14 protein-coding genes are annotated in these 13,482 nt (G+C 72.8%); 10 read left to right on the forward strand and 4 right to left on the reverse strand.

Translation table 11 applies throughout. The features are described 5' to 3' along the window. Window positions 1–61 precede the first annotated feature (61 nt). Together JL106_RS12970 and JL106_RS12975 are read left to right on the forward strand one after the other, a co-directional pair. Window positions 62–1,087 (forward strand): diacylglycerol/lipid kinase family protein, encoded by a 1,026-nt coding sequence (locus JL106_RS12970; RefSeq protein ID WP_205261134.1) that lies wholly within the window; start codon window positions 62–64, stop codon window positions 1,085–1,087. Window positions 1,088–1,330: 243 nt separating this feature from the next. After that, window positions 1,331–1,585 carry a WhiB family transcriptional regulator gene (locus JL106_RS12975; protein ID WP_205261135.1) on the forward strand — a complete coding sequence of 85 codons (255 nt, stop codon included), beginning with the start codon at window positions 1,331–1,333 and terminating at the stop codon, window positions 1,583–1,585. Between the two features lie 105 nt (window positions 1,586–1,690). Here JL106_RS12975 and JL106_RS12980 read toward each other — a convergent pair whose 3' ends face one another. Further along, window positions 1,691–3,178 carry a sensor histidine kinase gene (locus JL106_RS12980; protein ID WP_205261136.1) on the reverse strand — a complete coding sequence of 496 codons (1,488 nt, stop codon included), beginning with the start codon at window positions 3,176–3,178 and terminating at the stop codon, window positions 1,691–1,693. Between the two features lie 327 nt (window positions 3,179–3,505). Here JL106_RS12980 and JL106_RS22555 point away from each other — a divergent pair, with 327 nt between their 5' ends. Further along, the gene (locus tag JL106_RS22555) at window positions 3,506–3,580 is read left to right on the forward strand and encodes a 50S ribosomal protein bL37 (protein ID WP_407666785.1); all 75 of its coding nucleotides are present in this window, start codon (window positions 3,506–3,508) and stop codon (window positions 3,578–3,580) included. Between the two features lie 97 nt (window positions 3,581–3,677). On the opposite strand, the gene rsrA is transcribed toward JL106_RS22555, so the two are convergent. After that, entirely contained in the window at window positions 3,678–4,103 is a 426-nt protein-coding gene (gene rsrA, locus JL106_RS12985) for a mycothiol system anti-sigma-R factor (protein ID WP_236007566.1), read from the reverse strand. 2 nt (window positions 4,104–4,105) lie between these two features. Further along, complete coding sequence (locus JL106_RS12990; protein WP_205261278.1) at window positions 4,106–4,756, reverse strand: sigma-70 family RNA polymerase sigma factor; 651 nt, start codon at window positions 4,754–4,756, stop codon at window positions 4,106–4,108. Between the two features lie 841 nt (window positions 4,757–5,597). Between JL106_RS12990 and JL106_RS12995 the strand changes: the two genes are divergently transcribed. The 5 genes from JL106_RS12995 to ybaK all read left to right on the forward strand — a co-directional run bounded on the left by JL106_RS12995 (window position 5,598) and on the right by ybaK (window position 9,769). Next, window positions 5,598–6,800, forward strand: coding sequence for an ABC transporter ATP-binding protein (locus JL106_RS12995; RefSeq protein WP_205261137.1), 1,203 nt, complete (start codon window positions 5,598–5,600; stop codon window positions 6,798–6,800). Then, window positions 6,797–7,447, forward strand: coding sequence for an ABC transporter permease (locus tag JL106_RS13000; protein WP_205261138.1), 651 nt, complete (start codon window positions 6,797–6,799; stop codon window positions 7,445–7,447). The genes JL106_RS12995 and JL106_RS13000 overlap by 4 nt, the downstream gene beginning before the upstream one ends. Next, window positions 7,444–8,178 (forward strand): ABC transporter permease, encoded by a 735-nt coding sequence (locus tag JL106_RS13005; RefSeq protein ID WP_205261139.1) that lies wholly within the window; start codon window positions 7,444–7,446, stop codon window positions 8,176–8,178. Before JL106_RS13000 ends, JL106_RS13005 begins: the two co-directional genes overlap by 4 nt. A gap of 63 nt (window positions 8,179–8,241) precedes the next feature. Beyond that, on the forward strand, window positions 8,242–9,216 hold the full coding sequence (locus tag JL106_RS13010; protein ID WP_205261140.1) for an ABC transporter substrate-binding protein: 975 nt from the start codon (window positions 8,242–8,244) through the stop codon (window positions 9,214–9,216). A gap of 37 nt (window positions 9,217–9,253) precedes the next feature. Further along, window positions 9,254–9,769, forward strand: a complete 516-nt coding sequence (gene ybaK, locus JL106_RS13015; RefSeq protein ID WP_205261141.1) for a Cys-tRNA(Pro) deacylase — start codon at window positions 9,254–9,256, stop codon at window positions 9,767–9,769. A gap of 49 nt (window positions 9,770–9,818) precedes the next feature. On the opposite strand, the gene JL106_RS13020 is transcribed toward ybaK, so the two are convergent. Next, the gene (locus tag JL106_RS13020) at window positions 9,819–10,721 is read right to left on the reverse strand and encodes an SOS response-associated peptidase (protein WP_205261142.1); all 903 of its coding nucleotides are present in this window, start codon (window positions 10,719–10,721) and stop codon (window positions 9,819–9,821) included. Between the two features lie 289 nt (window positions 10,722–11,010). Between JL106_RS13020 and aroA the strand changes: the two genes are divergently transcribed. Next, window positions 11,011–12,261: a 3-phosphoshikimate 1-carboxyvinyltransferase gene (gene aroA / locus JL106_RS13025; RefSeq protein WP_328842292.1), complete on the forward strand. Its 1,251-nt coding sequence runs from the start codon at window positions 11,011–11,013 to the stop codon at window positions 12,259–12,261. Window positions 12,262–12,297: 36 nt separating this feature from the next. Continuing rightward, window positions 12,298–13,386: a ribosome small subunit-dependent GTPase A gene (gene rsgA, locus JL106_RS13030; RefSeq protein ID WP_205261279.1), complete on the forward strand. Its 1,089-nt coding sequence runs from the start codon at window positions 12,298–12,300 to the stop codon at window positions 13,384–13,386. Window positions 13,387–13,482: the final 96 nt, after the last annotated feature.

Genomic DNA, 13,482 nt, shown 5'->3' on the forward strand with positions numbered 1-13,482 from the left:
GTAGCCAGCCGAGCTGGGGCGCAGCGCCGTCCGGGCACCACCGGGTCGTAGGCTGCGCCCGATGCGTGCGTTGCTGATCGTCAATCCGGCCGCCACCGCGACCACGGCCAGTCGGCGCGACCTGCTGACCCACGCGCTTGCCGGGGAGCTGTCGCTGCGGGTCGCTCACACCCGCGCCCGGGGGCACGCGGCGGATCTGGCCGCCGCGGCGGCCGACGCCGGCACCGACCTGATCGTGGTGCACGCCGGGGACGGCACCGTGAACGAGGTGGTCAACGGGATGCTGGCGCGGGGCGTCGACGCCCCGCGCCCGCAGCTGGCCATCGTGCCCGGCGGATCCACCAACGTCTTCGCCCGCGCGATCGGGGTCGATCCCGATCCGACCCTGGCCACCGAGCAGATCCTGCTGGCGCTGGCCTCCGGCAGCACCCGGACGGTGTCCCTCGGTCGGGTGGGTGAGCGCTACTTCACCTTCAACTCGGGCATGGGCATCGACGCCGAGGTGGTGCGGGCGGTCGAGGAGGAGCGCGGCACCGGCCGGAGCATCTCCAACGCGATGCACCTGCGCGCGACCGTCCGCCAGGTCGTCCGCAGCGACCGGCGGCGGCCGCGGCTGTCGGTGCGCTGGCGACCGAACGCAGCCGGACCGGTCGATCCCGACGCGAGCTCCGGCGCCGCGGTCGAGGGTGGGTCCGACGGCATGCTCGAGACGCTCGCCGGGGGGCCTCCGGGGACCCCGACGGAGTCGGCAGAACCCGCGTTCCTCGTGTTCGTGTCGAACGTCTCGCCGTGGACGTACTACGGCAACCGGGAGATCGTCACCAACGCATCGACCCGCCCCGAGGCAGGTCTGGGGCTCTTCGCCGTGACCCGGATGTCCATGCCGGTCGTGCTGGGCATCGCCCGCCGGATGATCCGACCGGTCGGATCATCGAACCACCGAGCCCTCCTGCATCACGACGACGTGGCCGCCGTCCGGGTCACCGCCGATCGTCCCGTCGCCGTGCAGGCCGACGGTGATTACCTCGGCGAATGGACGGACGTGTTGTTCACGCACGTACCTCAGGCAGTGACGGTCGTCGTGTGATCGACACCCGGTGCGCTCGGTGATCAATGCCGCACCCGACCGAGGGTGGTCTGAATCGAGCCCACCAGGCATCATGGGCGGTGCTGTCCGCGGGACCGGACCGGTGCGTGACGTTCGTAACCTGGGCGACACGTTCCCTTGACATCGCGCTCACGCGTGACAGCATCGATTGCGCCGTTCGCCCGGCGCGTTCTCCGCTGGAACCCACCAGCTCTGCTCGGTTTGATCAAGGAGTCAGCACCCATGGATTGGCGCCACCGCGCTATTTGCCGCGACGAGGACCCCGAACTGTTCTTCCCCGTGGGGAACTCCGGTCCGGCCCTGTCGCAGATCGCCGACGCCAAGGCGGTGTGCCAGCGCTGTCCGGTGACCAGCGAGTGCCTGACGTGGGCGCTGGACACCGGCCAGGACGCCGGCGTCTGGGGCGGCATGAGCGAGGACGAGCGGCGCGCGCTCAAGCGTCGTCGTGCTCGGGCCCGCGCGCGCAGCAACCACTGACCACTGCGTGACCCCGCAGGGGCCGTGATCGACTCGGGTCGGTCGCGGCCCCTGCGGCGTTCCGGGGGTCCCGGTCGCGTCAGCGCGTGATCACTGCCGGCCCGCTCACTTCTGGCCGCGCAGCGGCACGCTGATCCGGGCCCGCGTCCCGGTGGCGTCGGTCCGGCGGGCCAGCTCGATCGTGCCGCGCAGTTCCGCCGCGACCAGCGTGCGGACGATCTGCAGGCCCAGCCCCTTGGCCTTCTGCAGGTCGAAGTCCTCGGGCACACCCATGCCGTCGTCGGTGACGGTGATGTCCATCGACCGCGCCGATCGGAACACCGCGATGGTGACCTGCCCGGCCGGCCCCTCGGCGGTGAACGCGTGCTGCAGGGCGTTCTGCACCACCTCGGCCAGCACCATGACCATCGGGGTGGCCAGTTCGGCGTTCACCACGCCGAAGCTGCCGATCCGGGTGACCCGGGCCGAGCTCTCGGCAGCGGACACGTCCGAGATCATGGGCACCAGCCGGTCGACGATCTGATCCAGGTCCACGCGGTCGTCCGGTGACGTGGAGAGCGTCTCGTGGACCAGCGCGATGGAGGCCACCCGGCGCACCGATTCGCTGAGCGCCTGCCGCACCGAGGGGTCCTGCGAGCGGCGCGACTGCAGCCGGAGCAGGGCGGCCACCGTCTGCAGGTTGTTCTTCACCCGGTGGTGGATCTCCCGGATGGTCGCGTCCTTGCTGATCAGCGCCCGGTCGCGGCGACGGACCTCGGTCACGTCCCGGACCAGCACCAGGGCGCCGTGCGGTCGCCCGTGCGGGATGAGGGTGAGACACCGGAACAGCACGGTCGCCCCCCGCGCCTCGACCTCCATGCGCAGCTGCGAGGTGCCGTCGACCGCTCCGCGGATGCGCGCCTCCAGCTCCGCCGCGTCGAACGGGTCCTTGATCAGGGGGCGGGTCAACGCGGCCAGGTCCGCCCCGATGAGCTCCCCGGTGAAGGTGAGCCGGTGGTAGGCGGACACCGCGTTCGGGCTGCCGTAGACGACGCGTCCGTCGGCGTCCAACCGCAGCAGCCCGTCACCGGCACGCGGACCGGTGATGACCTCGGCCGGCTGCGCCGGGGTCGGGAAGGTGCCGTCGCACACCATCTGGAACAGGTCGTCTCCGGCGTCGACGTACGCGGTCTCGAGCTGGCTGGCCTCCCGGCCGATCAGGCTGCTGGTGTCCCGGCGGATGAAGGCGATGATCACGCCCTCGTGCCGGACCGGCACGACCGCCCGGCGCAGCCAAGAACCCTGGATGTCGGCCGGCGGGTCCTCGACGACGATCTGCCCGGTCTCGGCGGCGCGCAGCAGCAGCGGGTGCTCGGCCAGGGAGCGCCGGTCGTTCACCCGGTCGTCCAGGTGCGCGGTCGCACCGGTGTTCGGCCGGGCCTGGGCGACACAGATCAGCCCGTCCCCGTCCACCTCGGTGGGGACCCACAAGAGCAGGTCCGAGAAGGCCAGGTCGGCCAGCAGCTGCCACTCCGACACCAGGGTCTGCAGGTGGGCGACGGCCTCCCCCGGCAGGTTGGTGAAATCGGCCAACAGGTCGGACAGGGTGGACATGCGCGGTCAGCTGCTTCCTCGCGGGTCAGGGCCGTCGCGGCTCCGCCGCGGCTGGTCCCTGGGGTCTGGGCTCGTGCGGTGGCCGGCCCGGACGGCCGCCACCCCGGGTCAGTGAACCACGCAGCGCGGACGCGTCCGGTCGCCGGACCCGGCGCTCCGCGGGCCCCGACCTCGGACGGTCCGGGAGCGCCGGTCGGATCTGGCAGCATGGACGCCCGGCGGCGGACGACGCGCTCCCCGTGCTTCGGTCGCCGCCCCGGTCGTGGCCCGTCCCGTGACGGGTCCGATCGGAGGAACCGGCGGACGACAGAAAGGCGGGTGAGCCCGATGGGCAAGCGCGCACGGAAGAAGAAGGCCAGGAAGGGCAGCGGCGCCAACCACGGCAAGCGCCCCAACTCCTGAGTCGGTCAGGGACGGGACCGCCCGGCGGTCCCGTCCCGGATCCGTCCATCCGTCCGCCGCTCTTCCCGAGCGGTCGACCGGGTGGCACGGTCGTCGATCAGTCGGTCGGCACGTCCCGGGCGGCCAGGCGGTCGTCGACGATCTGCTGCAGCGTCAGGTCCGACCTCTCGCCGGTGATCTCCACCGACGTCTCGGTCACCGTCATCCGGGTCCCTCCCACGGATGCGTCGACCGTCAGCGTCCGCAGCTTGGCCACCAGCCGGCTGCGCAGCTCCTCGGGAGCCCGCTCACCACTGCACTTGTTGTGCAGCAACAGCTTGAGTTTGTGATCCAGCCCGGCCTGCTCCAGACACGGCGAGCAGTCGTCCAGGTGCTGTTGCACCGCCCGCCGGTTGGCCGGATCGAGCTCGTCGTCCAGGAACAGCCAGACGTCGCGCAGCACGGTCGCGCAGGCATCGGCCGGCTCGCCGCTGGTGCAGGCGGACAGCACCGACGGCACCGCCGGATCCATCGCGTCGGACATGATCAACCCTCCTGTCCGCGGCCGGCCGAAGTCCCGGCGCCGGTGGTGCTGGCCGCTGCTGCCGTGGTGGACGCCGCGGCGGGGCGCAGGAACCCGCGCTCCTTGGCGTACTCGGCCAGCAGCTCCCGCAGCTGGCGGCGCCCCCGGTGCAGCCGGGACATGACCGTGCCCAACGGGGTGCCCATGATCTCGGCGATCTCCTTGTAGGCGAAGCCCTCGACATCGGCCAGGTAGACGGCCAACCGGAAATCCTCGGGCAGCTCCTGCAACGCGTGCTTGACGTCGGTGTCCGGCAGCCGGTCCAGCGCGTCCATCTCGGCCGACCGCAGCCCCGTCGAGGTGTGCGACTCCGCCGCAGCCAGCTGCCAGTCGGTGATGTCGTCGGTCGGCGTGACCGAGGGCTGCCGCTGCCGTTTGCGGTAACCGTTGATGTAGGTGTTGGTCAGGATGCGGTACAGCCAGGCGCGCAGGTTCGTGCCCTGCTTGAAGCTGCCGAACGCCGCGAACGCCTTGAGGAAGGTCTCCTGGACCAGGTCCTCGGCGTCCGCCGGGTTGCGCGTCATCCGCAACGCAGCCGCATAGAGCTGGTCCAGCAGCGGCATCGCCTGGTCGGTGAACCGCTCGGCCAACTCGTCCGCACTCAACGGCTGCATCTCGGACGCGGCCGGGTCGGTCTCGTCCCGGGCCTGCGTCCCGTCGACCGCCGGTGCCGTGCTCGTGTCCTGCTGGCTCACCCCGTGCCCCTCGCTCGTCGCCGTGGCGGGAGGCAGGTCGTCGGTCCGGCGCTGCGCGATGTCGACGCCGCCGCGACCCGCGCTGTCGTCGTCCCCACCGTCGGAACGGCCTCCGGCTCCGGCTCCCAGCCGCTCCGCCCGGTCGGTCGAGCGTACCCGCGGGCCACGGGAGCCCGTTCCGCCCGGCCGGCGCGACGGTCCACCGGGCACCGGTCCTGGACCGACGGCGGGGCCGGTGCGGGCGGCCCGGGCCGCCGACTGCGCCGCGACGGACGGGCCGGTCGCCGCTGTCGGATCCACCGCCGTGATCGCCATCGGCGCCTCCTCCTGCTCGCGCGGACCCGGTGAAGTTCTCCACCGGGTCCGAACACCGTCCGCGCCCGGTCTGTTCCAGGGCCGGATCCGCCGTCAGGTGGCAGCGTGGTGGCGGTCCCGGATCCGGCCGGCCGTGTTTGCTCCCCCGTCCTGCTGGGAACCGTCTCCGACCGGTGCGTGTTGGGCGGTGTCGACTGCCGGGCGGGCCGATCCGTAGGGTTTCCGGTCGACATGCAGGCGGCACTGTCGGGGGTGTGGTGTGCACTGGGCAGCGCCGCACCACGCCGGCCCCGTGATCGTTCCCGCACGGTGATCGGGCAGCGGCGGAGCGCCGGTACTTCCCGGTCGACCGACCCGCGGCCGTCCGTTCCGCTCGACCGGAGCAGCCGATGCAGCCACCCAGCAGCCACCCAGCAGCCACCGCCCGCCGAGGGGATGACGATCGATGATCAGCTTCAGCGCGGTGTCCAAGGTGTACCCGGACGGCACCACCGCGGTGCACGACCTGAGCCTGGAGATCCCGGCCGGGCGCATCACGGTCTTCGTCGGACCGTCCGGCTGCGGCAAGACGACGTCGCTGCGGATGATCAACCGGATGATCGAGCCGACGTCCGGGGTCATCACCATCGACGGCACGGACACCCGACAGATCGACGCACCGCAGTTGCGCCGCGGCATCGGCTACGTCATCCAGAACGCCGGGCTGTTCCCGCACCGCACCGTGGCCGACAACATCGCCACCGTCCCGGTGCTGCAGGGCGTCACCCGCCGGGAGGCCCGGCGCCGGGCCACCGAACTGCTCGAGCGGGTCGGCCTGCCCACGTCGATGGCCCGGCGCTACCCCGCCCAGCTCTCCGGCGGTCAACAGCAACGGGTCGGGGTCGCCCGGGCGCTGGCCGCCGATCCACCGGTCATGTTGATGGACGAGCCGTTCTCCGCGGTGGACCCGGTCGTGCGCGAACAACTGCAGACCGAGTTCCTGCGCCTGCAGGAGGAGCTCGGCAAGACCATCGTCTTCGTCACCCACGACATCGACGAGGCCGTCCGGCTCGGTGACCGCATCGCCGTCTTCGCCACCGGCGGCCACCTGGCGCAGTACGCCGTGCCGGCCGACGTGCTGCGCCGGCCGGCCGACGACTTCGTCGCCGGATTCGTCGGCCGAGACCGCGGGTACCGAGCGCTGTCCTTCGCCGGCGCCACCGGCCTGCCGGTGCAGCGGGAACCCACGGTGCGGATGGGAGCGGCCGCTCCGCAGGGGCCGGGCGGCGGTGAGCACCGCTGGGCGCTGGTCGTGGACGACGACGGACGGCCGCGGGGCTGGCTGGACCGCGATGCCCTGTCGCCCGGCGACCCGATCGGCCTGCAGCACCTGCGGCTCGGCGGCTCCCTGGCCGCCCCGGGGTACTCGCTGCGCACCGCCCTGGACGCAGCGCTGTCCTCCCCGTCCGGCCGGGGCGTCGCGGTCGACGATGCGGGCGTGGCCATCGGCACCATCACGCTGGCCGACGTCGTGGCCGCCATCGAGGCGACCGACCGGACTGCGCTGGCCGATCCCGCGGGCGACGACGCCGGAGCATGGTCGCCGCCCGTCCTCGCCAAGGGCGCGGAGCGCACGGTCCCGGCCGGCGACCGAGGGGTGCCCCGGTGAACTGGGACTGGCTGGGCCGCAACAGCGACCGGATCGTCGACCTGTTCGTCCAGCACGCCTGGCTGGCGGCCGCCGCGACGTTGGTCGGCCTGGTGGTGGCGCTGCCGTTGGGCGCCGTGGCGTTCCGGTACCGCTGGACCTACCCGCCGCTGACCACACTGGCCGGCCTGCTCTACACGATCCCGTCGTTGGCCCTGTTCGTGGTGCTGCCCGGCATCCTGGGCACCCGCATCCTGGATCCGGTCAACGTGGTCATCGCCCTCACCGTCTACACGGTGGCGTTGCTGGTCCGGGTGGTGGCCGACGCGCTCGCCTCGGTCCCGGAGGCGGTCCGGCAGAGCGCCACCGCCATGGGGTACCGGCCGGTCCGCTCGCTGGTCACCGTGCAGTTCCCGCTGGCCGTCCCGGTCATCGGTGCCGGACTGCGGGTGGCCGCGGTGTCGAACGTCAGCCTGGTGTCGGTGGCCGCGCTGCTGGGCGTGGAACAACTGGGCAGCCTGTTCACCGAGGGCTTCCAGCTCAACTTCTTCACACCCATCGCGGCCGGCATCCTGCTGAGCCTGCTGCTGGCGGTGCTGTTCGACGTGGTGATCGTGCTGGCCACCCGGCTCAGCACGCCGTGGGCCCGGGCGGTGCCGAGCCGATGACCGCCGCCTGGGACTTCCTGACCACCGCCGCCAACTGGTCCGGCACCGACGGCATCTGGACCCGCTTCACCGAGCACCTGTTCTACACACTGCTGTCCGTCGTCATCGCCGCACTGGTCGCGTTGCCGCTGGGTGCCGTCATCGGCCACACCGGCCGCGGCGTCGCGGCGATCGCCGGGGTGGCCAACGCCCTGCGGGCGCTGCCCACCCTGGGTCTGTTGACCGTGCTCACCCTGTGGTCGTTCGGCCTGCTCACCGGCCAGCTCGCGCGGCTGGGACCGTCCATCGTCGTGCTGGTGGTGCTGGCCGTCCCCCCGATCCTGTCGAACACCTACGCGGGGATCGCCGCAGTGGACCCGGCCGCCCGGGACGCCGCCCGCGGGATGGGCATGACCGGCTCGCAGGTGCTCCTGCGGGTCGAGCTGCCGGTGGCCATGCCGCTGGTGCTCTCGGGAGTGCGTTCGGCCTACCTGCAGGTGGTCGCCACCGCCACCATCGCCGCAGTGGTCGGCCTCGGAGGGTTCGGCCGGTACGTGGTCGACGGCCTGGCCCAGCAGCTGTACGGGAAGATGGTCGCCGGTGCGCTGCTGGTCGCACTGATGGCCGTGATCGGCGATCGGCTCATCGCCCTGGTCGGCCGGTTCCTGGTGTCGCCCGGGCTGTCCGGCCGCCGCGTCCGGGAGAAGGCCCAGGAGGCCGAGGCCGGGTTCGCCGCGGTGCCACCGACCTGACCCCTCACTCCCCTCCGCAACCACCGTTCCGTCCGCATCGTCCCGCTGCACCGAGGAGTTCCGTTGACCACACGTCGTCCTGCCCGCCTGGGCGCGCTGCTCGCCGCCGGCCTGGCCACCGCGCTGGCGCTGACCGCCTGCGGCAGCTCCGAAGATCCGCTCGCCTCGACGTCCTCGTCCACGCCGAGCAGCTCGACCGCCGGCTCCACCGCCGGGTCCACCGACGAGTCGACCGGCTCCGTCGTCATCGGTTCGGCCAACTTCCCCGAGAGCGCGCTGATCGCCAACATCTACGCCGAGGCCCTGCGGGCCAAGGGCGTCGAGGTGACCACCAACCTGAACATCGGCAACCGGGAGGTGTACATCCGGGCGCTGCAGGACGGCTCCATCGACCTGATCCCGGAGTACTCGGGCACCCTGCTGCAGTACTTCGACCAGGCCGCCACCGCGGTCAGCTCGGAGGACGTCTACACCGCGCTCGAAGGGGCCCTGCCGGACACTCTGACCGTGCTGGAGCAGTCGGCGGCCGAGGACAAGGACTCGATCACCGTGACTCGGGCGACCGCCGAGCAGTACGACCTCACGACGATCGCCGACCTGGCCCCCGTGGCGGGTCAGCTGGTGCTCGGCGGGCCGCCGGAGTTCCAGACCCGCCCGACCGGCGTGCCCGGCCTGGAGTCGAAGTACGGGGTCGTCTTCGGTGAGTTCCGCGCCCTGGACACCGCCGGTCCACTCACCCTGAACGCGCTGATCAGCGACCAGGTGCAGGCGGCCAACCTGTTCACCACCGATCCGGCCATCAAGACCAACGACCTGGTCTCGCTGGAGGACCCGGAGTTCCTGTTCGCGGCGCAGAACGTGCTGCCGCTGATCACCGAGTCCAAGGTGACCCCGGCGATCGAGGAGGCGCTCAACGGCGTGTCCGAGAAGCTGACCACCGAGGTCCTCATCGACCTGCTCACCCAGGTCACGGTGGACCAGCAGGACTCGGCCGAGGTCGCGACCACCTGGGTCGACGAGCAGGGTCTGGGCAGCTGATCGGATGAGCTGCGGCGGGCCGTTACCGTCCCTGGTCATGGCCCGCCGCACCGAACGCTCGAACCATGCAGGGCGGTCCGCCGCCACGCCGGCGTTGGTGGCGCTCACCGCCGCCGGCGTCGACTTCACGGTGCACCCCTACGACCACGACCCGACCACCACCACCTTCGGCGACGAGGTGGTGGCCGCGCTCGACCTCGATCCGACGCGCGTCTTCAAGACGCTGGTGGCCAAGGTCGACGACCGGTCGCTGGTGGTGGGGATCGTGCCGGTGTCCCGGCAACTCGACCTCAAGGCGCTCGCGGCCGCGGTCGGCGGCAAACGCGCCGTCATGGCGCCGGTGGCCGAGGCCGAGCGGTCGTCCGGCTACGTCGCCGGCGGGATCAGCCCGCTCGGTCACCGCAAGCCAGTGCCGACCGTCATCGATGCCTCGGCGGTCGAGTTCCCGACGGTGTGGGTCAGCGCCGGCCGGCGCGGGCTGCAGGTGGAACTGGCGCCGAATGACCTGCTCCGGGTCGCCGGTGCGCTCCTGGCACCGATCGCCATCGGCTGAGCCGGCGCACCTCCCGCGGTCGAACGTCGGTCCCGGGACCGACGGCGGCTCAGGCGGGGTTGTCGAACAGCGCCGGCGGCGCGGTGTCGGCCGCACCCGTCCCGACCACCGTCCCCCGGTCGCCGCCCGGCCCGGCCACGGCCGGATGCGGGTCGCGCTCCACCAGAGCGGGGTCGTCGTTGCGCACGTTGCCCACCGCCGGGCCGACCGGCCGGATCTCCAGCGCATCGACGAGCGCGGCGTCCGGCGGGCTCAGCAGGGTGGCCGGATCGACCTCGGAGTCGAGCCAGGCGTCCCACTCCGAGGCAGGCAGGATCAGCGGCATCCGGTCGTGGATCTCCCGGAGCGCACCGACCGCCTCGGTGGTGATGATCGTCATCGACACCAGCGGTTCGCCCTCGGGCGAGCGCCAGTACTCCCACAGGCCGGCGAAGGCCATGGTGGATCCGTCCTGCGGCGTCAGGTAGTAGGGCTGCTTGGCCGGCGCCTTCCGTCCCTCGGCCGCGCCGGTTCGCGTGGCGCCACCGTCGGCTTGCGGCAGCTTCTGCCACTCGTAGTAGCCGGTGGCCGGGATCAGGCAGCGCCGCCGGTGCAGGGCCGTCCGGAACGCCGGCTTGTCCGCCAGCGATTCGGCCCGGGCGTTGAACATGCGGTTGCCCACCGAGACGTCCTTGGCCCACGACGGCACCAGTCCCCAGCGCATCGGTTCCAGCTCGCGGACCGGACGGGACTGCCCGCTCTCGCCGCCATCAGCACGATCGGCACCGTCGGAGGCGCGGTCGACCCGCAGCCGCACCACCGGCACGGTGACCGTCGGGCCGATGTTGTACCGCGGCCGCACCGGGTCGCCGCCGTACAGGCCCTGGGCGCCGCCGGAACGCTCGTCCGGCACCGCCTGGAAGACCCCGAACAGCGAGTCCGGCTCGACCGTCAACGCGTAGCGACCGCACATGACGACCATGGTGGCAGCCGGGGCCCGTCCCGCGCCCACCGTCGCAGCTGTGACGATCACTGCGGCACGGGCGTGCCGGTGTCCGTCGAACGGGTGGTAAATCGTCACTCATCCGCCGATTTCCTGCCGATACCCAGCCACGTTCGCGTCAAACATAGGGAACGATGGCTCGGTGCTCGCTGCAACCCACACCCCAGCCCCGGGTGCCACCTCCGATGCGCCCTCCGCTCCTGCCTCCCATCCGTCCCGGTCGGGGACGCCCTGGCCGGCACCGGTCAGCACCGAACCGGTGCGCGGCACCGTGCGGGTGCCGGGGTCGAAGTCGCTGACGAATCGCGCGCTGGTGCTCGCCGCCCAGGCCACCGGGCCGTCACGGATCACCGGCGGCCTGCGCAGCCGGGACACCGACCTGATGGCCGCGGCGCTGCGCATGCTGGGGGTGGGCGTCGACTTCGGTGCCGAGCCGGGAGCCGGTCGCGCCGCTGCATGGACGGTGACCCCGGCGCCGCTGGCCGGACCGGCGCACCTCGACTGCGGGCTGGCCGGCACGGTGATGCGCTTCCTGCCCCCGCTGGCCGCCACGGCCACCGGCGCCGTCACCTTCGACGGCGACGAGGCCGCCCGGCGCCGGCCCATGGCCACCGTGCTCGACGCACTGCGCGCCCTGGGCGTCACCGTCACCGGCGACCGGCTGCCGTTCGCCGTCGACGGCGCGGGCGAGGTCGCCGGGGGCACCGTGCACCTTGACGCCAGCGCCTCGTCCCAGTTCGTGTCCGGGCTGCTCCTGTCGGGGGCGTCCTACCGCGACGGCGTCACCGTCGTGCACCAGGGCCCGCCGATCCCGTCGCAGCCGCACCTGGACATGACGGTCGCGGCCCTGCGCTCGGTCGGCGTCCAGGTCGAGCAGCCGTCGCCCGACACCTGGCACGTGCTGCCCGGGCCGGTCGCCCCCTGGACCCACGTGATCGAGCCCGACCTGTCGAACGCGACCCCGTTCCTGGCCGCCGCTGCCCTCACCGGCGGTCAGGTCACCGTCCCGGACTGGCCGTCCAGCACCACCCAGGCCGGCGACGCGATCCGCGACGTCCTGACGCAGATGGGCGCCGAGGTGGCGCTGGACGACGACGGCCTGACCGTCACCGGCCCGGACCGCCTGCAGGGCGTCGACCTGGACCTGCGCGACGTCGGTGAACTGACTCCGACGATCGCGGCGCTCACCCTGTTCGCCGACCGGCCGAGCAAGCTGCGCGGCATCGGCCACCTGCGCGGTCACGAGACGGACCGGCTGGCCGCGCTGGCCGGCAACATCATCGCGCTGGGCGGCAGCGTCACCGAGCACGCCGACGCGCTGACCGTGCGCCCACATCGGCTGCACGGGGGCGGCTGGCGCGCTCATGCCGACCACCGCATGGCGACGGCCGGCGCCATCGTCGGCCTGTTGGTCCCGGGTGTGCAGGTCGACGACATCGACACCACGGCCAAGACCCTGCCCGGGTTCGCGCCGTTGTGGGCGGACCTGGTCGGCGGCGGGGCACGATGACGCGGTGACTGCCGCCGCCCCCGGACCGGTGACCCGCTGAGCGCCGCCGATCGCTGGGAGAACGAGGACGTCCGCGTCCGCCCGGGCCGGCGGTCGCGGCCACGGACCAAGACCCGGCCGCGGCACGAGGACGCGGTGGCCGGCTTCGTCACCGCGGTGGACCGGGGCCGCTACACCTGCCTCGTCCCCGCGGACGGCATGCCGACCGACGGCACCCCGCCGGCCTTCGGGCGGACGGTGCAGGCCATGCGGGCCCGCGAACTGGGGCGCCGGGCGGTCGCGGTCGGCGACCGGGTCGCGTTGGTCGGCGACACCAGCGGCGAACCGGACGCCCTGGCCCGCATCGTGCGCATCGAGCCGCGGGTCAGCGAGCTGCGCCGGTCCACCGACGACCAGGTCGATCCGGACACCGGCCAGGCCACGCTCGGGTCCGAGAAGGTCGTGGTGGCCAATGCCGACCAGCTGGTGATCGTGACCGCCGTGGCCGATCCGGAGCCACGGACCGGATTCATCGACCGGTGCCTGGTCGCCGCCTACACCGGGCACCTGCAACCTGTGCTGATGTTGACCAAGGCGGACCTCGCCGACCCCGCGCCACTGCTGGCTCGCTACGCCGATCTGGAACTGCCGGTGCTCGTCTCGCGCAGGTCCACGGCCGGGACCGCCGACGAAGGCGCCACGGTCCTGGACTCCGACGGGCTGGCAACGTTCACCACCACGGTGCGGGACCGCGTGTCGGTGATGATCGGGCACTCCGGCGTCGGCAAGTCCACGCTGGTCAACGCCCTGGTGCCGGACGCCGACCGGGCGACCGGCTCGGTCACGGGGGTCGGCAAGGGCCGACACACGTCGACGTCCGCGGTGGCGCTGCCGTTACCGGACGGCGGCTGGGTGATCGACACCCCGGGGGTGCGCTCGTTCGGTCTGGCCCACGTGACGGCGGACGACCTGCTGGAGACCTTCGACGACCTGCTGCCCGGCACCGTCGACTGCCCGCCCGGCTGTGACCACACCGGCCCCGAGGTGGGCTGCGCGCTGGACGACTGGGTGGCCACCGGTCAGGCCACCGCGGCCCGATTGGCGTCGTTCCGCCGCCTGCTCGCGTCCCGCGCCGGCACCGACTGACCGTCCCGGCCGGTGGGGTGTCGCCGGAGTTGTGCACACCCCGCCGGTTGTCCACATCGGGCGATCGCCCGGGTGACCGCGGACCGACCGGTCGTC

Source organism: Nakamurella leprariae, assembly GCF_016918035.1.
In the GTDB taxonomy this organism is placed as follows: Bacteria; Actinomycetota; Actinomycetes; order Mycobacteriales; family Nakamurellaceae; genus Nakamurella; species Nakamurella leprariae.

Coding starts and splice junctions, on each gene's coding strand:
- JL106_RS13020 (WP_205261142.1), bottom strand. CDS start 10,721: ATGTGCGGTCGCTACGCGTTGACGGTCGAGCCGGACTCGCTGTTCGGG.
- rsrA (WP_236007566.1), bottom strand. CDS start 4,103: ATGTCCGACGCGATGGATCCGGCGGTGCCGTCGGTGCTGTCCGCCTGC.
- JL106_RS12970 (WP_205261134.1), top strand. CDS start 62: ATGCGTGCGTTGCTGATCGTCAATCCGGCCGCCACCGCGACCACGGCC.
- JL106_RS13005 (WP_205261139.1), top strand. CDS start 7,444: ATGACCGCCGCCTGGGACTTCCTGACCACCGCCGCCAACTGGTCCGGC.
- JL106_RS12995 (WP_205261137.1), top strand. CDS start 5,598: ATGATCAGCTTCAGCGCGGTGTCCAAGGTGTACCCGGACGGCACCACC.
- JL106_RS12990 (WP_205261278.1), bottom strand. CDS start 4,756: ATGCAGCCGTTGAGTGCGGACGAGTTGGCCGAGCGGTTCACCGACCAG.
- JL106_RS12975 (WP_205261135.1), top strand. CDS start 1,331: ATGGATTGGCGCCACCGCGCTATTTGCCGCGACGAGGACCCCGAACTG.
- JL106_RS12980 (WP_205261136.1), bottom strand. CDS start 3,178: ATGTCCACCCTGTCCGACCTGTTGGCCGATTTCACCAACCTGCCGGGG.
- ybaK (WP_205261141.1), top strand. CDS start 9,254: ATGGCCCGCCGCACCGAACGCTCGAACCATGCAGGGCGGTCCGCCGCC.